Source organism: Mucilaginibacter sp. GW821-FHT07G05 (assembly GCF_059418565.1).
In genome coordinates this window covers 273,533-295,592 of record NZ_JBWKQC010000006.1, presented here as the reverse complement: position 1 = coordinate 295,592, position 22,060 = coordinate 273,533, and the positions used below count along the sequence as shown (strand labels likewise).

The 22,060-nt window shown below is 44.6% G+C and carries 18 protein-coding genes; 10 read left to right on the top strand and 8 right to left on the bottom strand.

The features are described 5' to 3' along the window. Positions 1-270 precede the first annotated feature (270 nt). Both AC07NA_RS17045 and AC07NA_RS17040 read left to right on the top strand, forming a co-directional pair. Positions 271-570: a hypothetical protein gene (locus AC07NA_RS17045; protein WP_494898807.1), complete on the top strand. Its 300-nt coding sequence runs from the start codon at positions 271-273 to the stop codon at positions 568-570. Between the two features lie 91 nt (positions 571-661). Further along, a complete protein-coding gene (locus AC07NA_RS17040; RefSeq protein WP_345210954.1) occupies positions 662-1,072 on the top strand; it encodes a BrxA/BrxB family bacilliredoxin in 411 nt (136 codons plus the stop codon). 205 nt (positions 1,073-1,277) lie between these two features. On the opposite strand, the gene AC07NA_RS17035 is transcribed toward AC07NA_RS17040, so the two are convergent. The 3 genes from AC07NA_RS17035 to AC07NA_RS17025 all read right to left on the bottom strand — a co-directional run bounded on the left by AC07NA_RS17035 (position 1,278) and on the right by AC07NA_RS17025 (position 4,384). Further along, positions 1,278-2,651, bottom strand: coding sequence for a 3-keto-disaccharide hydrolase (locus AC07NA_RS17035; protein WP_494898806.1), 1,374 nt, complete (start codon positions 2,649-2,651; stop codon positions 1,278-1,280). Between the two features lie 153 nt (positions 2,652-2,804). Then, the gene (locus AC07NA_RS17030; protein WP_494898805.1) at positions 2,805-2,999 is read right to left on the bottom strand and encodes a hypothetical protein; all 195 of its coding nucleotides are present in this window, start codon (positions 2,997-2,999) and stop codon (positions 2,805-2,807) included. Between the two features lie 62 nt (positions 3,000-3,061). Further along, positions 3,062-4,384 carry a Gfo/Idh/MocA family protein gene (locus tag AC07NA_RS17025; RefSeq protein WP_345210956.1) on the bottom strand — a complete coding sequence of 441 codons (1,323 nt, stop codon included), beginning with the start codon at positions 4,382-4,384 and terminating at the stop codon, positions 3,062-3,064. Positions 4,385-4,550: 166 nt separating this feature from the next. Between AC07NA_RS17025 and AC07NA_RS17020 the strand changes: the two genes are divergently transcribed. Continuing rightward, complete coding sequence (locus AC07NA_RS17020) at positions 4,551-7,028, top strand: M1 family aminopeptidase (protein WP_494898804.1); 2,478 nt, start codon at positions 4,551-4,553, stop codon at positions 7,026-7,028. Positions 7,029-7,459: 431 nt separating this feature from the next. On the opposite strand, the gene cdaA is transcribed toward AC07NA_RS17020, so the two are convergent. The 4 genes from cdaA to AC07NA_RS17000 all read right to left on the bottom strand — a co-directional run bounded on the left by cdaA (position 7,460) and on the right by AC07NA_RS17000 (position 11,045). Beyond that, complete coding sequence (gene cdaA, locus AC07NA_RS17015; protein ID WP_345210958.1) at positions 7,460-8,251, bottom strand: diadenylate cyclase CdaA; 792 nt, start codon at positions 8,249-8,251, stop codon at positions 7,460-7,462. A 207-nt stretch (positions 8,252-8,458) separates the two neighbouring features. Beyond that, positions 8,459-8,947: a group II truncated hemoglobin gene (locus tag AC07NA_RS17010; protein ID WP_494898803.1), complete on the bottom strand. Its 489-nt coding sequence runs from the start codon at positions 8,945-8,947 to the stop codon at positions 8,459-8,461. A gap of 67 nt (positions 8,948-9,014) precedes the next feature. Continuing rightward, positions 9,015-10,073 (bottom strand): TerC family protein, encoded by a 1,059-nt coding sequence (locus AC07NA_RS17005; RefSeq protein WP_494898802.1) that lies wholly within the window; start codon positions 10,071-10,073, stop codon positions 9,015-9,017. Further along, positions 10,074-11,045: a polyprenyl synthetase family protein gene (locus AC07NA_RS17000; RefSeq protein ID WP_494898801.1), complete on the bottom strand. Its 972-nt coding sequence runs from the start codon at positions 11,043-11,045 to the stop codon at positions 10,074-10,076. It lies immediately after the preceding gene. Positions 11,046-11,704: 659 nt separating this feature from the next. On the opposite strand from AC07NA_RS17000, the gene AC07NA_RS16995 reads away from it, so the two are divergent. The 3 genes from AC07NA_RS16995 (at position 11,705) to AC07NA_RS16985 (ending at position 16,160) form a co-directional block, all read left to right on the top strand. Further along, positions 11,705-12,424: a pyridoxine 5'-phosphate synthase gene (locus AC07NA_RS16995; protein WP_494898800.1), complete on the top strand. Its 720-nt coding sequence runs from the start codon at positions 11,705-11,707 to the stop codon at positions 12,422-12,424. Positions 12,425-12,606: 182 nt separating this feature from the next. Further along, positions 12,607-15,498 carry an aminomethyl-transferring glycine dehydrogenase gene (gcvP, locus tag AC07NA_RS16990; protein WP_494898799.1) on the top strand — a complete coding sequence of 964 codons (2,892 nt, stop codon included), beginning with the start codon at positions 12,607-12,609 and terminating at the stop codon, positions 15,496-15,498. 245 nt (positions 15,499-15,743) lie between these two features. Beyond that, positions 15,744-16,160, top strand: coding sequence for a response regulator (locus AC07NA_RS16985; RefSeq protein WP_345210964.1), 417 nt, complete (start codon positions 15,744-15,746; stop codon positions 16,158-16,160). Between the two features lie 5 nt (positions 16,161-16,165). Here the strand turns inward: AC07NA_RS16985 and AC07NA_RS16980 are convergent, their stop codons facing one another. Continuing rightward, positions 16,166-16,936, bottom strand: coding sequence for an MBL fold metallo-hydrolase (locus AC07NA_RS16980; protein ID WP_494898798.1), 771 nt, complete (start codon positions 16,934-16,936; stop codon positions 16,166-16,168). A 193-nt stretch (positions 16,937-17,129) separates the two neighbouring features. Here AC07NA_RS16980 and recJ point away from each other — a divergent pair, with 193 nt between their 5' ends. The 4 genes from recJ to AC07NA_RS16960 all read left to right on the top strand — a co-directional run bounded on the left by recJ (position 17,130) and on the right by AC07NA_RS16960 (position 21,910). Further along, positions 17,130-18,830 carry a single-stranded-DNA-specific exonuclease RecJ gene (gene recJ, locus AC07NA_RS16975; RefSeq protein ID WP_494898797.1) on the top strand — a complete coding sequence of 567 codons (1,701 nt, stop codon included), beginning with the start codon at positions 17,130-17,132 and terminating at the stop codon, positions 18,828-18,830. A gap of 107 nt (positions 18,831-18,937) precedes the next feature. Further along, on the top strand, positions 18,938-19,678 hold the full coding sequence (lptB, locus tag AC07NA_RS16970) for an LPS export ABC transporter ATP-binding protein (protein ID WP_494898796.1): 741 nt from the start codon (positions 18,938-18,940) through the stop codon (positions 19,676-19,678). Between the two features lie 18 nt (positions 19,679-19,696). Next, positions 19,697-21,220 (top strand): GH3 auxin-responsive promoter family protein, encoded by a 1,524-nt coding sequence (locus AC07NA_RS16965; RefSeq protein WP_345210968.1) that lies wholly within the window; start codon positions 19,697-19,699, stop codon positions 21,218-21,220. Between the two features lie 159 nt (positions 21,221-21,379). Next, positions 21,380-21,910 carry a transposase gene (locus AC07NA_RS16960; RefSeq protein ID WP_494898795.1) on the top strand — a complete coding sequence of 177 codons (531 nt, stop codon included), beginning with the start codon at positions 21,380-21,382 and terminating at the stop codon, positions 21,908-21,910. Positions 21,911-22,060: the final 150 nt, after the last annotated feature.

Below are 22,060 nucleotides of genomic sequence, written 5' to 3'. Positions count from 1 at the left end.
TTCAATTTTTTGAGATTGCAAAAATACATAATAAACTTTTCTTTATAAAACACAAAGAGAGAGGCAAGAAACAAGAATCAGGAGTCAAGATTAACAGCAAATATTAAAACAAGCAATAGCCCAATCTTAAACAACCATACAATCAAAATCCCTCTCCCCAACAAAAAGAATCAAGCCAATCCCCCAATCCTAAAAATCATGGTCAAAGGAGCATGGTCAAATAAATCATGGTAGGCTTTTTGCACACCACCAGCTACTTAAGCAATTATTATGATACAACACGCGCTCATCATTGCACTCATTGTGCTTTTTATACATGCTTGTAGCTGGAAGGGGATGATATTTGATGGTATAAAAAAGATAATTGAACCCAAGGGGATGCTGTACAAGCCCATTTATGGCTGCCCGATATGTATGACACCCTATTACGGTACCATTATTTATCTTTTGTTTTTCAACACATCGTTTGTTGATGGCCTGCTTACCGTGGCAACAGCCAGCGGATTGAGCGTAATTTCGGTGATACTGATTGATATTAAGGACGGTATATGCAAGCCAAATGCAGAATAGCCTACAGTAAAATGGTAATATTACATAAGGTAAACTTTTAATTTGCCGCCGAATTGATATTTTTGTATAAATTAAATCAGAGGAAAATAATATGTACCCGGAATATTTAGTGGCTCCTATGCGTGCCGAACTTACAAATGATGGCTTCAGCGAGTTGAAAGACGCGCAATCAGTAAAAGAAGCTATTGAGAGCGAAGGAACTGTGTTTGTGGTTGTAAATTCAGTATGCGGTTGCGCTGCTGCTAACGCGCGCCCTGCCGCCAGATACGCTGTTAAAAACGAAAAACGCCCTGATAAACTGGTAACAGTTTTTGCAGGCATGGAAAAAGACGCGGTTGATGAAGCCCGTAACCTGATGCTGCCTTATCCTCCGTCATCGCCGTCAATGGCTTTGTTTAAAGATGGTAAACTGGTACACATCATCGAGCGTCACCAAATTGAAGGCCGCCCGGCACAAATGATCGCTGATAACCTGATCGGCGCGTTTGATCAATATTGCTAAGCTGTTGAGTCCGGAAGACGGGAAGTCCGTAAGTCCGAAAGAAAATATAAAAGGTCCGGTGCTGTGCATCGGACCTTTTTTGTTTGAACCCTTTTGTCTGAACCTGAATTTATAGAATTTAAGAATTTACCGAATTGAATAGAATTGACTAATTCTGATAATTCCTTAATTCAATAAATTCCGGTTCAGACAATTAAAATTCTGATCACAGACTCTTTATCTTAATACTCTTAAAGCTCACCGCGTTCCCATGATCTTGCAATAGGATATGGCCTTGGGGGGCTTCACCGAAGTCTTTCCATACTTTGTATTTGCTGATGGCTACGAGGTCTTTAAAGGCTTGTGAGCCGCGGTCATACTCCAGTACTTTTACGCCGTTTAGGTAATGCAATACGTGATTGTCAGGAGAAACTACCACACGGCCGGTATTCCACTTGCCTATGGGGTGTACAAAGCGCTCTTGTTTATTAGCCTTAATAAGGTCATATAATGAGGCCAGGGTGCGATTACCATCGCGGCCTAATTTGGCATCCGGGTGACGCGCATCATCCAATACCTGGTATTCGAGCCCGATGGCCGAGCCTTGTGTTTTTTCATCCAGCGTTACAAAATATTTGAGGCCGCTGTTGGCGCCTTCGGTCAGCCTGAATTCAAACGACAGGTCGAACGCTTTGAACTCACCGTTGGTTACAATATCGCCGCCATTGGTTGATTCGGCACCGTTTGATGGTTGTACGCTGATGGTTCCGTTGCTGATGTCCCAGCCTTTTGCCGGGAAGGCGTTGGCGCGGGCGCTGTGCCATCCGTTAGAAGTTTTACCATCGAACAATAATTTCCAGCCATCGGCTTTTTCGTAAGTGTTGATGTGGTTGGGTACCAGGTCAACCACGTAAATGCCTTTCTCAAACGGGGTAGGTTTAAGGTTGGTGGTTTTTATCTGGATGTTTTTAAACCATACTTTTTTATCGGCTTGTTCCTGCGAGTTGATGCCGTGCACCTGCAAACCTAAAAAGCCTTTGGCATCAACCGTGTCAACTATGTAGGCGATGGGTTTGTCGTTTATCCAGGTTTTCATTTCGTTGCCTATGCATTCAACCTTAATGTGGTTAAACTCGCCAACCTTAAAAGTGCCTTTTGCCTGGGCATTCAGGTCAACAGGATAAAGCCAGTCGCGGCGGCCTTCATCATAAATACCGCCTGCCCAATCGCGTGCCGATGGGTCAATTTCACACTGACGACCATATACCTTGCCCTTACCGCCGTTAGCGGCAGGGTCAAAGTGACTGCGGGTTTGCACGCCCGAATTACTTACGTTGCTTTCCAGCTTGATATCCAGTTCTAAAATAAAGTCGCCATATTCTTTTTCAGTTACCAAAAAAGTATTGCCCGAATTCATCACGGTAGTGCCCTGTATAGTGCCGTCAACCACTTTATAGTCGGCCGTACCGGCAAGGCGTTTCCAGCCATTAAGGGTTTTGCCATCAAACAGACTGGTATAGCCCGGTTTAACCTGTGCCGATGCCGAAATCACCATTATGCCCAGCGCAAGCGTACTTAAAAGTTTAAATTTTTGTTTCATTGTAGATTATAATAGATCGATCGTTATTCTTAATTTCTTCTTGCTAACTACTGTCATCTCGAACGTAGTGAGAGATCTTCTTCGTCATGCCTGTCTTCGACCTTTATGAAGCAGAAGATTTCGGCAATTATATATAAAGGTGACTCAATGTAATTAACGTGGAATGGATTGTAAGAAAGTTGGGTCTATGTTGTTTATTCTGTCTATGAACGCTTGACCAAAACTAATTGTGTATACTCCATTTTCATAATGCCTTGTTTGGTTATTAAATTCGGGAATATTATGTTTTGAACAAAACTCTGTAATTGCAGAATAGAACGCTCCTTCGTCTTTTACTCTAAATTCCATGATTGTTATCTGTTTTTGAATAATTTCTTTCTTTGTTCGAAATGACAACTTTGCGCGGCCATTTACACCGTCAGTTTCCATCCCGGTTCATACTCCCGGCTCCAAAGTTTGGTGGCCTCGGCATCGCCTATAATGTGGCCGTTCTTTGGGTCGAGGTTAAGCACCCGGTTAACACGGTAGGCAATATTGCCCAGCTGCGGTATCAGGGTCGATTTATGGCCCTCACTAATAGGCGCGGTTTGTTTTTCAAGCCCTTGTATGGTATTTACAAAGTTTACCAGGTGCATGGTATCCAGCAGTTCGGTAGGGCTTACCTTATTGTTGGCATCTACCACAACCGAATCTTTAACCTCTTTTACCACCTTGTTTGCCGGATCGTAAACCGTATAGCCATTGCCGCCACCATAGTATATGCTGCCTTTGTCGCCATAAAATATTACCCCGCGACCATTGCCGTCGTTATAGTTATTACAGCTGCGCCCCTCCCACGAAATGGCCGTGTCATTCGGGAAGTTTGCCAGTATGGTTTGCGTATCGGGTGTTTGCCAGTCATCTTTAAAAGCGAACCTGCCGCCCGATGAAGTTACCTTGTCCGGAAATTCGGCTCCCAGCCCCCAGCGCATTACATCAATTTCGTGCGTGCCGTTGTTGAGCGCTTCGCCGGTGCCCCAGTTCCAAAACCAGTGCCAGTTGTAGTGTATCAAATTATCCTGAAAAGGTTTCCGCGGAGCGTAGCCTTGCCATAAATCGTAATTCAAATTAGCAGGCACAGCCACCTGTTTGCCCGTGCCTATGCTTTTACGGTTGTTAGTATACCAGCCCCTCGCGAAATAGGCCCGGCCAATAATGCCCTCGTGCAACTCCTTTACCATTTGCTGCACATTGGGGAACGAGCGGCGCTGGCTGCCCATTTGCACTATCTTATTATACTTTTGTGCCGCGGCTACCGCCATTTCGCCCTCGTTGGGGTTGTGGCTGCACGGTTTTTCTACGTACACATGCTTACCTGCCTGGCAGCCTAAAATAGTAGCGGGCGCATGCCAATGATCGGGCGCGGCAATAAACAGGGCATCAAAATCTTTCTTCTCCAGTAACTTCCTTATATCGGTAATGCCCTGTGGTTTTTTGCCGGTAAGTTTTTCAACATCGGCAATAGCGCGTGCAAGCACGGTTTGGTCAACATCACATATATAGCCAATTTCTACATTTTTAAGGGCGGCCAGTTTTTGCGCCAAAAAGCTGCCGCGACCGTTCACACCCATTATGCCAACAACTACTTTATTATTAGGCGAACCCTTGTAAAAGCCCGAAGCCGATAGGTGAGAACCGATGAGGAAAGTTGTACCCGCCACAGATACATTCTGTATGAATTTTCTCCTGTGCATGTTTATTACTGGTTGGTTTACTGTGAAGTAAATATATGTTATTGAGTGTTAAGTTATGTAACAATTTGGCTATCCGTTGCGTCATAGCCTCAAAAAAGAATTAGGTGGCAATTAATTGCATGCCATTGCTAAACTTTTAAATTTGCATTTTAACAACCTCATTTTTATGAAAAAAACTTTACTTGCAGGCGTTGTACTGACCGCCGTCTGCATTTTACCGGCTATGGCGCAACAGCAGCCAAAACCTGCCGATCCCCGCCTGAAAATTTACAGGGAAACCCCTGCCAAGATCAACGACCTGATACATACCAAACTTGATGTGCGTTTTGATTATAAAAAGGCTTATATGTATGGTAAAGAATGGGTTACCTTAAAGCCGCATTTTTACCCTACCGATACCTTAAGGCTTGATGCTAAGGGCATGGATATTAAAACCATAGCTGTAGTAAAGAATGGCAAAAACACCCCGCTTAAGTTTACTTATGATAGCCTGAGCATTGCCATTAAGCTGGATAAAGTTTACCGTAACAACGAGAATTATACCATTTATATTGATTACACTGCCAAGCCTAACGAGTTAAAAGCTAAAGGCAGCGCGGCCATCACCGATGCTAAAGGTTTGTACTTTATTAACCCCGAAGGCAAAGAAAAAGATAAGCCTACTCAGATATGGACACAGGGCGAAACAGAAGCTTCATCGGCATGGTTCCCAACTATTGATAAGCCAAGCCAAAAAACCACCGAAGAGATCAGCATTACGGTGCCTGCCAAGTACGTAACCCTGTCAAACGGCAGGCTGGCCGCGCAAAAGGTTAATGCCGATGGTACCCGTACCGATACCTGGAAGCAGGAATTGCCACACTCGCCATACTTGTTTATGATGGCCGTTGGCGATTTCAAAATTTATAAAGACAAGTGGAAGAACAAGGAAGTGAACTACTACCTTGAGCCTAAATATGCCCCTTACGCTAAAGAGATCTTCGGTTTTACACCGGAGGCTATCCAGTTTTATTCAACCAAATTAGGTGTTGATTATCCTTGGGTTAAATACTCACAAATTGTAGTGCGCGATTACGTGAGCGGCGCAATGGAAAATACATCGGCTACGTTGCATGGCGAATACGTACAATCTACCCCGCGTGAGCTGATCGACGCTTATTACAGCCAGGGCCGCAGTACTATTGTACACGAGTTGTTTCACCAATGGTTTGGCGATTATGTAACTGCCGAAAGCTGGAGCAACCTTACCGTTAACGAATCATTTGCCGACTTTAGCGAAACCATGTGGGCCGAATACAAATACGGTAAAGACGAAGGCGGCGCGCACATTTACGACGACCTGCAAAACTACCTGAGCAATCCTGACGCTAAAACAAAGGACCTGGTACGTTTCCATTATAAAGATAAAGAGGAAGTATTTGATGTGGTTACCTACCAAAAAGGTGGTTGCATTTTATACATGCTGCGTAATTATTTAGGAGAGGATGCTTTTTACAAAGGTTTAGGCATCTACCTTAAAACTAACGCTTTCAAAAACGGTGAAGCACATCAATTACGTTTAGCTTTGGAAGAAGCCAGCGGCCGCGATCTGAACTGGTTCTTTAACCAATGGTATTTTGGTGCCGGTCACCCGGTGTTGGATATCAGCTACAAATGGGATGAGGCTACAAAAACACAAACCGTGTATGTGAATCAAACTCAGGATGGTGATCCGTTTATTTTACCGATAGCTATTGACGTTTACGCAGGCGGTAAAAAAGAGCGCCATAAAGTATGGCTGCGTAATAAGGCCGATACCTTAACTTTCGCCGTAGCATCAAAACCAAACCTGGTAAATGTGGATGGCGACAAGATTTTGGCTGCCAAAAAAACCGATAAGAAAACTTTAGAAGAGTTCGCTTTTCAATATGCTAACGCGCCTTTATACCGCGATCGTTTAGAGGCTATTGAAGCTGCCGCGCCGGCACAAGGCGATAAAAACGCGCAAAAGATCGTCTTAGCGGCGCTGAAAGATAAATATTACGGTCTGCGCATTGAAGCTATACAAGCCGTTAACATGACCAATGATGAAGTACGCAACGCGGCCCAGCCGGTATTGCAATCAATTGCCCGTACAGATGAAAATACATTGGCACGTGCCGCGGCTATTTCGGTTTTGGGTAAGCTTAAGGCATCAGGTCAGTTAAACCTGTTTAAAGAGGCTTTGAAAAGCCAATCGTATGCGGTACAAGGCGCTGCTTTGAACGCAATCGGTCAAATTGATCCGGCGGAAGCATTGAAACTTGCAAAAGGTTTTGAGGCTGATAATAAAGGCGCGCTTACACAGGCATTGATCGGTATTTACTCAACCAGCGGCAGCGATGCCGAATGGCCTTTTGTTTATAGTAAGTACAGCGAGCTTGGTCCGCAGGCGCAATTTAACGCGCTGCAAAAATTTGCCGACCTGGTTGGCCGCGTTCAAAAACCCGAGTATGCACAACAAGGCATCAACGAAATAAAAGAACTTGGCGTTCGCTTTAAACAATACGTAGGCGACTATGTAAAAGGCATGCTTAACAGCATTAAAACCAAACGTGAAGCGTTAAAAGACGATGCATCTGCCAAGGTAGCCGACGACGCTATTAAGGCTATTGATGCCAAATAAGTGATTTAACACGCAACATTATTAAAAAGGGGTTGGCTATGTTTATAGGCAACCCTTTTTTATTGGTAATAAATAGTTAAGGTTGATACTGTGAAGGTGAGGAGGGCATTGCCGTAAAGTAAATGGGTTAGCTTTTCCGTCAGCAAAGAAGCTTCGGGTGAAAACGGGCAGAACTGCGGCGGCTATGAGCGCAAAGGCGGGCATAGGAACTTGTTGCATGACGTGTTAAAAAACTGTCATTCTGAACGCAGTGAAGAATCTTCTTCGCTATGCTTATCTGCGATAGATGCTTCGTTCCTCAGCATGACAGTGGAGGGAGAGTGTAAGCCATCGTCATTTAGCCTTCAAAGTCCAGCGGATTGGCAAACTCGCAATGACGATAGTGGAATTCACAAATGAGTAATGACCATTGACTACTACCCAATGACCAATTAAAAATCTTTATTCAATAATTTTTCCAATTCGGCGAAGCTGATATTCATTTTAACGCGGCCTTGTTTGGCATAAGATATTTCGCCGGTTTCTTCTGATACGATGAGGGCTGTGGCTTCGTTGGCCTCGGTTACACCGATGCCAGCCCTATGGCGTAAGCCGAATTGTGCCGGGAGGTCGCTCTTTTCGGTAAGGGGTAAAATACAGCTGGCCGATTTTATTTTATTGCCCGATATTACTACCGCCCCATCATGCAGCGGACTATTCTTTTGAAAGATACTTTCCAGCAAACGTTTTGATATTTTGGCGTCCATCAGTTCGCAGCTGTTCTGGTAAAACTGTTCGTCGTAAAATTTAGCGAATACGATTAAGGCCCCGGTACGGGTTTGTTTCATGCTTTTGCAGGCATCAATAATAGGTTTAATGCGCGCGTAGTTGTTCTTTTCGGCCTCGGTTTTACCAAAAAAATATTGCCACCATGCACGGTTGCGCTGTAATGATGTGTTTTTACCTACCAGCAATAAAAACCGGCGTATCTCCTGCTGAAACACCACAATGATGGCAATGATACCCACATTCATGAAGTTTTTAAGGATGCCGGTAAGCAGTTTCATGTTTAGCGCATCTACCACAAAATACAGGGCGCAAACCACGGCCAGGCCAATAAATATATTGGCGGCGATGGTGCCGCGTATAAGATTATACAACTGATATATAATAAAGGCTACCAGCAGAATGTCCAAAGCATCGAAAATGCCAAACTTCGGGAAGCTGAAATCGAAAAAGTGCATTTACGAAGTTAAAAAGATTTGTATAATAAATAGTGCCTCAACCCATTGAAGAATGAGTATGACATTTTAAAAACTTTTGGGGACTCATCCCGTCATCGCTGCGCTCGACACCCTTCTCTGCTGTGCAAAGAAGGGAACTGCCTTATTCTGGTCGTGAAAAAAAGCCGATCCAGCGAAGCGTAGATCTGCACTTCAAAAGCTCCCCCTTCAGGGGGCTGGGGGGTAAGGTCCGCCCGGAACACCCCAACCCCATTCGGGCATTGGGTTATTGGCAGGCATATCAATTTCATTGAGCTGCGAGTTTAGTACGGCAATGCGTGTGCCCCATTCGAGATAAGCCACAAATGCAGATCTAAATTCGGGATCGGCGGGTAGCAACTGTTCATCGGCGGTTTCGAGCAGCAATTGTATCCAGCGTTTGCGATGGGCTTCGGTAAGGTATTTTTCAAGATGCTTTTTTATCATCTGGTAATGGTTGCCCTCACTTTCGCTGTACAGCTTTGGCCCGCCCAGTACTTCGGCCACAAAATGTGCTACATGTAACCTGTGCTGTGCCGACATGTGTTTGAAAACCGGTTCGAGCAGGTCATCGGCCAATACCTTATCATAAAATTGCTGAAACAGCGCCTCAAAGGCAGGCATGCCACCGGCCCATTCAAATAGGGTTGGCACACCGGGTTTATCAGTAACTGGCATAATGTGTTATTTATGAGTACTAAAGGTAGGCATCAGTATATTGAAAATGCTAATTTTCAACCGGAAATTAATGTTGCTTTTGAATAGTCTTCGCTTTCGGAAATGCCAATGACGCCACTACGCTTACGACTAAAATACCCACTATCACAATCAGCGAGTGCATGGTGGTAAAGCCCCATTGTTCGGCATAATGGCCGCCCAGCATTTTAAGGCCGATGAATACCAGCAAGGCAGAAAGTCCTACTTTGAGATAATGGAACTTCTCGATGATGTTCACCAGTAAAAAGAACATGGAACGCAGACCCAGTATGGCAAATATGTTGGAGAAAAATACGAGGTAAGGATCTTTAGTTACCGAGAATATGGCCGGGATGCTATCCACCGCGAAAATAACATCGGTAAACTCAATAATGAGCAGCACCAGGAACAGCGGCGTCATGAGTTTTTTGCCGTTCTGTTTTATAAAGAATTTGCTGCCCTCAAACTTAGGGTGCACGCCAAAATATCGCGAAGCAAACTTTACCACTTTATGGTTTTGCGGGTCGATGTGCTCTTCCTGGTTGCGGTTAACAAACATCATTACCCCCGTATATACCAAAAACGCGCCGAAGATATACAGCACCCAATGGAAGTTATCAATCAATGCGGCTCCCACAAAAATAAAGATGAACCGCATGATCACCGCGCCGATAATACCCCAAACCAGCACCTTGTGATAATACTTCTGTTCTACCGAAAAGGCCGAGAAGATGAGCACCATCACAAATATATTATCGACAGACAGGGCATACTCCACCACGTAACCGGTAATAAATTCGAGCGCGAGATTTTTACGGTAAAGCGCGAGGCTGCCCTCAAAATCCGCCGGGTTAAGTTTGAGTTTGTGAAAGTTGTCGAGATTTTTTTGTTGCAGAACGGCAAAGCTGTCCACATTATGCAGCAGGTGGCCGTAATTATAAATAAGCAGGTAAAAGCCGAGTGCCAGCGCTACCCAAACGCCGCTCATAACGGCGGCTTGCTTAATGCCCACGGGTTTATTGCTTCGGGTAAAAATACCGAGGTCAATAGCAAGCATCAGCATTATAAAAACTATAAAGCCGCAAATAAAAATAAGCTCGTTGGTCATTTATTTGTTCCGTTCGGTAGTGAAACGTACTAATTGTTCTAAACCTGTGCGCGAATCGCCTTCGGGGAAAGTGCTGAGGATCTTAAATGCCTCGTCCTGGTAAATTTTCATCTGGCTTTCGGCATATTGCAGTCCGCCGGTTTCTTTTACAAAATTGATGATCTGCGTAATTTTTGCAGGGTCGTCGTTATGGTTCTTTACCAGGTTGATCATCCGTTTCCTGTCGGCCGAAGTACAGTTGTTCAACGCGTAGATCAGCGGCAGCGTTACCTTCTTTTCCTTGATGTCAATTCCTAATGGTTTTCCTACATCATCTGTGCCAAAATCAAACATATCATCCTTTATCTGGAAGGCTATGCCGATTTTTTCGCCAAAGTCGCGCATTTTTTCAACCACCTCGTCGCTTGCCCCGGCCGATGCCGCCCCGCAGGCGCAGCAGGCCGCAATAAGCGAAGCCGTTTTCTGCCTGATCACCTCGTAATAAACAGGCTCATCAACATCCATGCGGCGTACCTTTTCTACCTGTAGCAACTCGCCTTCGCTCATTTGCTTTACCGCTTCAGATACTATTTTAAGCAGGTTGAAATCGCCGTTATTGATAGATAGCAGCAAGCCTTTGGATAGCAGGAAATCGCCCACCAAAACAGCTATCTTATTTTTCCATAAAGCGTTGATAGAGAAGAAACCACGGCGCTGGTAAGAGTTATCAACCACGTCGTCGTGCACCAGGGTAGCGGTATGTAATAGTTCAACAAGGGCGGCACCACGGTGGGTAGCCTCGGTAATGCCCCCGCTAATGCTGGCCGAAAAGAAAACGAACATAGGCCTTATCTGCTTGCCTTTACGCTTTACAATGTAGTGCGTAATACGATCAAGCAAGGGTACCGAACTTTGCATCGAAGCTTTAAACTTAGCTTCAAAAGCATCAATATCGGCAGCTATAGGTTTCTTAATTTCGTTAATGCCGGGCATTTAATACTAAACAAATTTATACAGCGCATTGCTACCTGGCAATTGCTTGGCAAACATAAGGTAAAATTACCTATATATATTATCATCAAAAATTTTTACATCCGTTAAACCTTTATGCCAATTTGCCATCTTACTAATGTTACTACCCAAAAAAGAAAATTAATTTTTATGTTTATGTGAGAAGCGGGGCCTTAACTGGCCTCGCTTTTTTTGTGGAGGGAGGGGGAGCATTTGGTTGGGGTCATGGTGAGCCTATCGAACTATGGTGCGGATGGCCTTTGCCTTAAGTGTTGATCAATGAAATGTTCGCTTGAGAGCGTAAATATTATAGCGTTATATCAACTCACCCCGACATCGCTTCGCTCGTCACCCCTCTCTCCGCAAGCGGAAAGAAGGGTTGAAAGTTATTTATTTTGCGAGGTTCTCCAGCCCTCTTTGCAAAGCAGAGAGGGTGGTCCAGCGAAGCGTAGACCGGGTGAGTTAACTATGCGCTTTGCTTTAACCATTATGTTGACGGCTATGTTCCAAAGGAGAGGACCTTTACTTACAGATGGTAAGTCATCATTATCTCAAAATACTGCAATCCAAAAAATGATTTTACTGTTTAAAAAGTAATTAATGATATTTGCCGTTTTAATTTTTTAAGCTGAAACATCACCATGACTCGTTTATCCGTCAATATCAATAAAATAGCCACGTTGCGTAATTCAAGAGGAGGTAACAACCCCGATCTGATACAGGTTGCTAAAGATTGCGAACGCTTTGGGGCGCAGGGCATAACCGTGCACCCGAGGCCCGATGAACGCCATATTCGGTATGATGATGTGTATAAGCTGAAAGAAATCGTAACTGCCGAATTTAACATTGAAGGTAACTGCCGCGAACAAAAATTTGTTGACCTTGTACTGGCCAATAAACCGCACCAGGTTACTTTAGTGCCCGATGCCGAAGGGCAGCTTACCTCAAACCACGGCTGGGATACGGTTGAAAATCAGGGTTACCTGAAAGATATTATCGGCGTATTTAAGAACGCCGGGATCCGTGTATCCATATTTGTTGATCCTGTGCCACGCATGGTGGAGGCCGCCGCTACCACCGGTACCGACCGTATTGAACTATACACCGAGGGTTATGCCACCCATTACGCGCAAGGGCGCGAACTGGCCGTTGCACCCTATATAGCCGCCGCACAGGTAGCGCAGGAGGCAGGGCTGGGCATCAACGCCGGGCACGATCTCGACCTGAACAACCTGCAATACTTTGCCGAAAATATGCCCGGATTACTGGAGGTGAGTATAGGCCACGCGCTCATCAGCGATGCCTTATATTATGGATTGGAGAACACCATACAAATGTATTTGAAACAGCTGGCTAAATAGTGCCTATTAATATATTGCCTAAGGGATTTAGTCGCGAATTTTTGTTGGTTATTTAACGTGGTGTGCAATTATTATTTGTCGCGAAGTATTGTTGTAAACATATTGTCAATTGCAGGTTACATAATTGATAGTCACTTGTTAAAATAGTACCTTTGCGGAAATATTAACAGGGCCACATTTTCATGAAGTTAAACACTGACTACCAGGAGAAATTCCAAAACCGTCACATCGCGCCAAACGAAGCTGACACCGCCGAAATGTTAAAAACTATAGGCGTAAATTCTGTAGATGAACTTATAGATCAAACAGTGCCTGCGCCGATAAGGCTGAAGGCCCCGCTTAACCTGCCGCCTGCAAAAAGCGAGTTCGATTATTTGAACACCTTAAAGCAAAAGGCATCAAAAAATAAAGTATTTAAATCATACATCGGTCAGGGTTATTATGATGTAATTGTACCCGGTGTAATTCAGCGTAATATACTGGAAAACCCGGGATGGTATACCCAATATACCCCGTACCAGGCCGAAATTGCGCAAGGCCGCCTGCAAGCATTGCTGAACTTCCAAACCATGGTACTTGATCTTACCGGTATGGAAATAGCCAACGCCTCGTTATTAGACGAAGGTACTGCCGCTGCCGAGGCTATGTTTATGCAATACAGCCTGCGCAAAAATCAAAAAGCTACCAAATTCTTTGTGTCTGAAGAGATCTTCGCGCAAACTATCGATATATTAAAAACCCGCTCGCAGCCTTACGGTATTGAGTTGGTGATAGGTAACCACCAAACTGTTGATCTTACCGATGATATGTTCGGCGCCATTGTACAATACCCTGCCAAAAACGGCGAGGTGTATGACTACAAAGGCTTTGCTGCCACCGGGCACGAAAAAGGCATTAAACTTACCGTAGTTGCCGATATTATGAGTTTGGTGCTGCTAACGCCTCCGGGTGAGTGGGGTGCCGATATCGTAGTAGGTACCAGCCAGCGTTTTGGTGTACCAATGGGTTTCGGTGGTCCGCATGCTGCGTTCTTCGCTACTAAAGAAGAGTACAAACGTTCAATGCCGGGTCGTATTATAGGTGTTACTATTGATAGCGCTAACAACTACGCTTTGCGTATGGCGCTGCAAACCCGCGAGCAACACATCCGCAGGGATAAAGCAACTTCAAATATTTGTACCGCGCAGGCGCTATTGGCTATTATGGCGGGTATGTATGCCGCTTACCATGGTCCTAAAGGTTTAAAACTGATTGCCGAGCGTATCCATGGTTTAACGGTATTGTTATCAAACTCGTTAGAAGAGTTGGGTTACAAACAACTGAACGCCGCTTACTTTGATACCATTCAGTTTGACCTTGGCGAGCTGGTTGGCCCGCTGCACGGCGAAGCGTTGAACAACGAGATGAACCTGAACTACAATGGTTCAATTGTAACTATCTCGCTTGACGAAACTACTTCACCTGAAGATGTTAAAACCATCACCCGTTTCTTTGCCAAAGTAAAGGCGAAAACAATTAACGATATTAATTTTGATGACCTGAAAGCTAACCTGGAAACTACTATTCCGGCTGGCTTGCAACGTACATCAGCATATTTAACACACCCGGTATTTAACTCGCACCATTCAGAACATGAAATGCTGCGTTACATTAAATCGCTGGAAACAAAAGATCTTTCGCTTTGCCACTCGATGATCGCTTTGGGTTCATGTACCATGAAACTGAACGCTACTACCGAGATGGTGCCTGTAACCTGGGCCGAGTTCAGCAAGATGCACCCGTTTGCACCGGTTGACCAAACCGGCGGTTACATGCAACTGTTTGATGAACTGGATAAATGGTTGAGCGAGATCACCGGTTTCGCGGCCATGAGCTTACAGCCAAACGCGGGCGCGCAAGGCGAGTACGCGGGTTTAATGGTTATACGCGCTTACCACCAGGATAGGGGCGACCATCACCGTAACATCGCGCTGATCCCTTCATCGGCACATGGTACCAACCCTGCATCGGCAGCAATGGCAGGCATGAAAATTATCGTGGTAAAATGCGATGATAACGGTAATATTGATGTTGCCGATATGAAAGCCAAAGCCGAGCAATACAAAAACGAATTATCGTGCTTAATGGTAACTTACCCATCTACACATGGTGTATTTGAGGAAAGCATCATTGAAATTTGCGAAATTATACATGCTAATGGTGGCCAGGTATATATGGATGGCGCCAACATGAACGCGCAGGTAGGTTTAACCAGCCCGGCTAATATTGGTGCCGATGTTTGCCACCTTAACTTACATAAAACATTCTGTATCCCTCACGGTGGGGGTGGTCCGGGTATGGGTCCTATCGGTGTAGCTAAGCACCTGGTGCCTTATCTGCCGGGCCACGCGGTAGTTGATATTGATAAAGGTAAATCAATCCCTGCTGTATCAGCAGCGCCATGGGGTTCGGCATCCATCCTTATCATATCACACGCTTATATAGCCATGATGGGCGGCGACGGTTTAACCAACGCTACCAAATATGCTATATTAAACGCCAACTACATAAAGAACAGGCTACAGGCACATTACCCTGTATTGTACAGCGGCAGCAAAGGCCGTTGCGCGCACGAAATGATATTGGATTGCCGCTCGTTCAAAAACTTTGGTGTTGAGGTAACCGATATTGCTAAGCGTTTAATGGATTATGGTTTCCACGCGCCAACGGTATCGTTCCCGGTTGCGGGTACGGTAATGGTTGAGCCAACCGAATCAGAGCCTAAACACGAACTCGATCGTTTCTGCGACGCGATGATCGCCATCCGTAACGAAATAAAAGAGGTAGAAGAAGGCACGTTAGATAAAGTGAACAATCCGCTTAAGAACGCGCCTCACACGGCAGCGGTAGTAACCGCCAACGAGTGGGAGCACCCATACAGCCGCCAAAAAGCAGCTTTCCCGCTGCCTTATGTAGCAGCCTATAAATTTTGGCCGTCAGTGGGCAGGGTTAACGATACTTACGGCGATAGAACGCTGATATGTTCGTGCCCGCCGATTGAAGATTACGCTTTTGAAGAAAGCGTAATTGAATAACAAAATTATTACAGACCCGGGCCAATAACCCGGGTCTTTTTTTTGTTCCATAACTTATGTGGTGTGTGTTAATGTCTTGTAAATAATTGGTGTATTTATAGTTAAAATTTTCCCGAAAATTAATCCGCTGCTGACTGAAATTATTTAAAACATTAGTACATTTACTGCGTATATACGTGTATAAAAACGTTTTTCACAACTTTTGGGAATAAAACCTTTTAATTATACTTCCGTATAAAGAAGATATGAACATACTCAACAAAACTATAAGCGTTCTATTGGTTGATGACGACGAGATCAATAATTTTATTTCGATAAAGTTGATTAAGAAGGCCATGCTCAATACGGATATAACCGCTTGTTTAAACGGTAAGTTCGCAATCGATCAACTAATAAAAATTCAGCAGGAGAACCCCGATAATTTGCCCGATTATATCTTGCTGGATATCAATATGCCTATCATGAATGGCTGGGAATTTTTAGATGAATATACCCGCCTGAATATCGATCCTCTCAGAAAAACAAAAGTATTCATCATATCGTCGTCGGTGTTCAGCAACGATATCAGCCGTGCAAAATCATACACCATAGTGCAAGATTTTATATCCAAGCCGCTAAACGTGGAGCGTATAAAAGAAATTTTTGAGGTAGATCAGCAATAATTAACCTATACGGGCTCTACTGTAAAGTGGTCGCCATCGTGTTTTACTGTACCTATAGCACTGTTGCGGGCATGATAAAACAAGCACTCCCAACCTTCGTCGGCTGCTTTTTTACCGTATTGTTCGCGTAGTTCCATCGCCTTGTGCCCATCATAATCATATTTGGCTACAAAGCGGCGTAGCAGTTGCTCGGGCTCGGGTAGTTCATCGCCGCCGAAGAAAATCTTTTTGCCTTCTATATCAAACCAAAATACCTGGTGATTTGGGCAATGACCGCCCGATAGTTCGTATTTAATGCCCGGTTTAAATTCGCCGTCGCCATCGGTAAAAGTAAATTTCACCTTGTCTTTAAGCGCCTCGAATATCTCTACGTGGTACGATGATGATTTACCTGTAAAGGCAAACTCCCATTCGCCCTTTTGCACCACGTGTTCGGCATTCGGAAAGCTGGGCTCCAATTGGCCGTTGCGCTCAACTACCAAACCGCCCGAATGATCGTAATGCAGGTGCGACATCAGTACCAAAGTAACATCCTCCGGATCGTAACCGGCGTTGCGAATGTGCTGGTGCAGGTAAAGCTCGTCGCGGGTATCTTTATAACCCAAACCCGCGTCAAGTAATATCAGGTCGGTACCGGTTTTTATCAGGAAGGGGTTAACATGGATGAACAGCGAACCAGGGCGATCTTTACGGTTATCAGTTTCGGGATTAAAGGGAATGAATTTCTTTGTAGCGTCAACAGAGTATGATCCTTCACCAAGTGCGTATGCTTCCATGTCAGTTATATATTAAGGTACTCAATTGGGCACCGGCTGCAAATATAAGGCTATGCGGCAAATACCTTGCCTTAACTATGCCGTAAATGAAACCTGCATGACGAATTATAATAAAATAGTCAACAATTTCTTTTGAACATTACAGTTTAATAAGCCAATACTTATATTTACTGTTTTTACCCTCAAAAATAATATGAATAAACGGTGGTCGATAAGGCAAAAAGCGCAGGATGATGAATTGAATAAGCTTGCTGCTGCATTAAGTATTGACACTGTTTTAAGCAACCTCTTGATAAGCAGGGGTATTAGTGATTTTGATGGCGCTAAATATTTTTTCAGGCCCGATGAACGCCACTTGCACGATCCGTTTTTAATGGCCGGTATGGAACAAGCTATTGAGCGCATAGAGCAAGCCATCGCCCAAAACGAAAAAATATTAATATATGGCGATTACGATGTGGATGGTACCACGGCGGTATCAACCGTGTATGGTTTTTTTAAAGATCGCTACCAAAATCTGGATTATTACATACCGGACCGTTATAAAGAGGGCTACGGAATATCAACCCAGGGGATTGATTACGCTGCCGAAAATAATTTTAGCCTGATAATAGCGCTCGATTGCGGTATAAAATCAATTGATAAGGTTGATTACGCCAATACCAAGGGAATCGATTTTATTATTTGTGATCACCATACCTGCGGGCCCGAACTGCCTGCTGCGGTTGCCGTACTCGATCCAAAACGACCTGATTGTAATTATCCCTATAAAGAGCTTTCGGGCTGTGGTGTTGGTTTTAAGCTGATACAGGCCTATGCCGAAAAGAATGATATTCCGCAAGAAGAAGTGTTTCGGTTTATTGACTTGGTAGCTATCAGTATAGCCTGCGACATTGTACATATTACAGGCGAAAACAGGGTGCTGGCCTATTTCGGTTTACAAAAACTAAATACCAATCCTTGCATCGGTGTAAAAACATTGATGGAAGTGGCCGGCAGAACATCTAATTACACCATTTCAGATATTGTATTTCTGCTCGGTCCGCGTATCAACGCTGCCGGCCGTATTGATGATGCCAAGCATTCGGTACAGCTACTGATAGCTTGCGATGAGAACGAGGCCAAAGAAAAAGGGCTGCTCATTAATGTGAAAAATGCTGAACGTAAAGAACATGATCTATCCATAACCGACGAGGCGTTAAGCATGATCGATAACAGCGAGGCTCTCATCAACCGTAAATCGACCGTAGTATTTAACGAGAACTGGCACAAAGGGGTGATCGGGATAGTGGCATCGCGTCTTACCGAAAAATATTACCGGCCAACCGTAGTGCTTACCCGCTCAAACGGGCATGTGGCGGGTTCGGCACGTTCTGTTTTCGGGTACGATTTGTACGAGGCGCTTTGCGAATGCAGTGATTTGTTGCTGCAATTTGGCGGGCACAAATACGCCGCCGGTCTTACTCTTAAGCCCGAAAACGTGGAGGCCTTTGCCGATAGGTTTGAAGAGGTGGTGAGCGCCAGCATCAAGGCCGAGCAACTGATACAGCAAATTGAAATTGACGATGAACTGGAACTAAAGCAGATAGACCCGAAGTTTTTCAGGATCCTGAACCAGTTTGCGCCGTTTGGCCCCGAAAATATGTCGCCGGTTTTCATAAGTAAAAATGTTTATGTTAGCGGCAACGCGGGTTTGGTAGGCAGCAACCATGTAAAAATGTTTGTGGCGCAGCCGGGTTCACCTATATTTGATTGCATTGCCTTTAACCACGGCGAATATTTGCCAAAATTAAAACAAGGCGTGCCGTTTGATATTTGTTATACCATTGAAGAGAACATCTGGCGCGAAAAACGCTCGGTGCAGTTAAATATAAAAGGAATTAGATTTAGTTAAGTAGAAAGTCAAAATTCAAAAGTGAAAAGTCAAAAACCAGGAGCATCCTACACGATGTTTTGAATTTTGAATTTTAACTTTTGAATTAAATATTGAATTGAAAAAGCATGATCCTCAGTGCAGAGCATTTAGTAAAAAAATATAAGCAGCGTACCGTTGTAAACGATGTATCGTTCAACGTGGCGCAGGGCGAAATTGTGGGTTTGCTGGGGCCTAACGGCGCAGGTAAAACCACGTCGTTCTACATGATTGTAGGGTTGATAAAGCCGAATGAGGGCCGCATTATACTCGAGGATCAGGAAATTACTACCGACCCTATGTACCGCCGTGCCCAAAAGGGGATAGGTTACCTTGCGCAGGAGCCATCGGTGTTCCGCAAGCTCTCGGTTGAGGATAATATTAAAGCCGTGCTGGAAATGGGCCCAATGCCCAAGGACGCGCAGCGCGATAAGCTGGAAGAACTGATTGATGAGTTCAGTTTGCATAAGGTACGTAAAAACCGTGGCGACCTGCTATCGGGTGGTGAACGCCGCCGTACCGAGATTGCCCGCGCCCTGGCTGCCGAACCTAATTTTATTTTGCTGGATGAACCCTTTGCCGGGGTTGACCCTATTGCCGTGGAGGAAATTCAGGCGATGGTGTATAAACTGAAGCACCGCAACATAGGTATCCTCATTACCGACCACAACGTACAGGAAACGCTGTCGATTACCGACAGGGCTTACCTGCTTTTTGAAGGTAAGATATTGGAATCGGGCGTGCCTGAAGTGCTGGCTGATAATGAAATGGTTAGAAAAGTGTATCTTGGTGCAAACTTCGTACTTAAGAGAAAAACATTCGCTAAGTAAAACCAATTATAGTAGCCTATGACCATCTTTAACTCCGTTTTTACCTGGTTCATGAAAAAGCGTATCCACCAGATAGAGCTTTTTATGAAGTACCCTAATGAAGTACAGGAAGAGTGGTTTGAGAGCCTCATCATTGGTGCCGAAAATACCGAATGGGGCAAAAAGCATGGCTACAAAAGCATCGAAAACCTCAGCCAGTTTAAAGAGCGGGTGCCGATACAAAATTATGATACCCTTAAGCCTTACATAGAGCGCATGCTTAAAGGCGAACAAAATATACTGTGGCCATCGGAGATTCGCTGGTTCGCCAAATCATCGGGTACTACCAGCGATCGTAGCAAGTTTATCCCCGTAAGTGAGGAAGCGCTGGAGGAATGCCATTTTAAAGGCGGTAAAGATGTTTTAACCATCTACTTTAATAACCGCCCTAATGCCCGCATGTTCACGGGGAAAATCCTAACCATAGGCGGCAGCCACCAGATCAGTCAGCTAAGTGCTGAAACTTCTTTTGGCGATTTATCAGCCGTGATTATGAAGAACCTGCCCTTTTGGGCCGAACTTTGCCGTACCCCCGATCTGGATATTGCCCTGCTGGATAACTTTGAAGAGAAGATAGAAAAGATGGCGCATGCTACCAAAGATGTTAATGTAACCAGCATCAGCGGTGTGCCCACCTGGAATATAGTGTTGTTTAACCGTTTGTTGGAGATCACCGGCAAAAAGAACCTGTTGGAAATATGGCCAAATCTGGAATTTTATTTTCATGGGGCGGTAAACTTTAGTCCGTACCGCGAGCAGTTTAAAAAGCTGATCCCAACGGATAATATGTACTACCTCGAAAACTACAATGCCTCCGAAGGTTACTTTGGGATACAGGATCTGGAAGAGCCGGGCGAAATGCTGCTGATGCTTGATTACGGCATTATTTACGAGTTTTTACCGGTTGAACACCTGCACGATGAAAACCCGCACACGCTTACACTTGATGAAGTAGAGCTGGATAAGAACTACGCCCTCATTATAAGTACCAATGCCGGTTTATGGCGGTATATGATAGGGGATACTATCAGGTTCACCAACCTGTCGCCGTTCAGGATACAGATCACCGGGCGTACCAAGCATTACATTAACGCCTTTGGCGAAGAGGTGATCATTGATAATGCCGAGCGTGCCTTGGAGGAAGCCTGCAAAAATACCGGAGCCATTATTCGCGATTATACGGCCGGCCCGGTTTATTTTGATGCCAAAAGCTGCGGTGCCCACGAGTGGATCATTGAATTTGTTAAGAAACCTGCCGAATTTGAACGCTTCGTTGACATACTCGACGAAACCCTGCGCAAAATAAATTCCGACTATGATGCCAAGCGCTTTAAAGATATGGCGCTGCGTCGCCCTGTAATACACCGGGCCCCCGAAAATACCTTCTTTTATTGGATGAAAGAAAAAGGCAAGCTTGGCGGCCAAAACAAAGTGCCCCGCCTGGCCAATAACCGCGAGTACCTGGATTCGCTCTTGCGGATTATGGAAGCGGTGGGGTCTTAAAAGTTCGCTGGCCGGAGGCCAGGGAATAGTTGCCACTCGGCCGGAGCCGAGCGGCGGCATTACAGAAATAAAAAGAAAGAAAAGCCACAGTCGCTTGGCTCCAGCCAAGTGACCACTATTACGCGGCCTCCGGCCGCACCACGTTAAATAAACCTAAACATGTCCGAAATTCGCAAAGCCAATACTGATCGTCCGTTTTTTATAACATTTACTGTTGTGGGTTGGCTTGATGTATTTACAAGAGCCGAATACTGCGAGGAGTTTATGAATAACCTCGACTATTGCAGAAAGAATAAAGATTTAAAAGTATATGCTTATTGTATTATGAGCAACCATATTCACTTAATTGTTGGTAGCGATGAAGCCAAATTGCAAGGCATCATAAGGGATTTAATGAGTTATACCGCTAAAAGAATTATCGAGATGATTGGCTCAAATGCTATAGAAAGCAGGAAAGAGTGGTTGCTGTATATGTTTAAATACTACGCCAACAGGCAACAGCAAAATAAAGAATATCAATTTTGGCAGAAAACTAATTTCCCTATTGAACTGATCACTGCCAAAATGTTTGATCAAAAACGCGATTATATACATCGTAACCCGATAGAGGCCCGAATAGTAAATGATGAAACTGCTTTTGTATATAGCAGTGCCAATCCTCATGCTTTATTTAAGGTTGATGAAAGTTAATTCTTATTTTGCTCGCTGCTGGCCGGAGGCCAGGGGATAGTTGCCACTCGGCTGGTGCCGAGCGGCGGCATTACAGAATAAAAAGAAAAAAGAAGCTGTAGTCGCTTGGCTCCAGCCAAGTGACCATTATTACGCGGCCTCCGGCCGCCT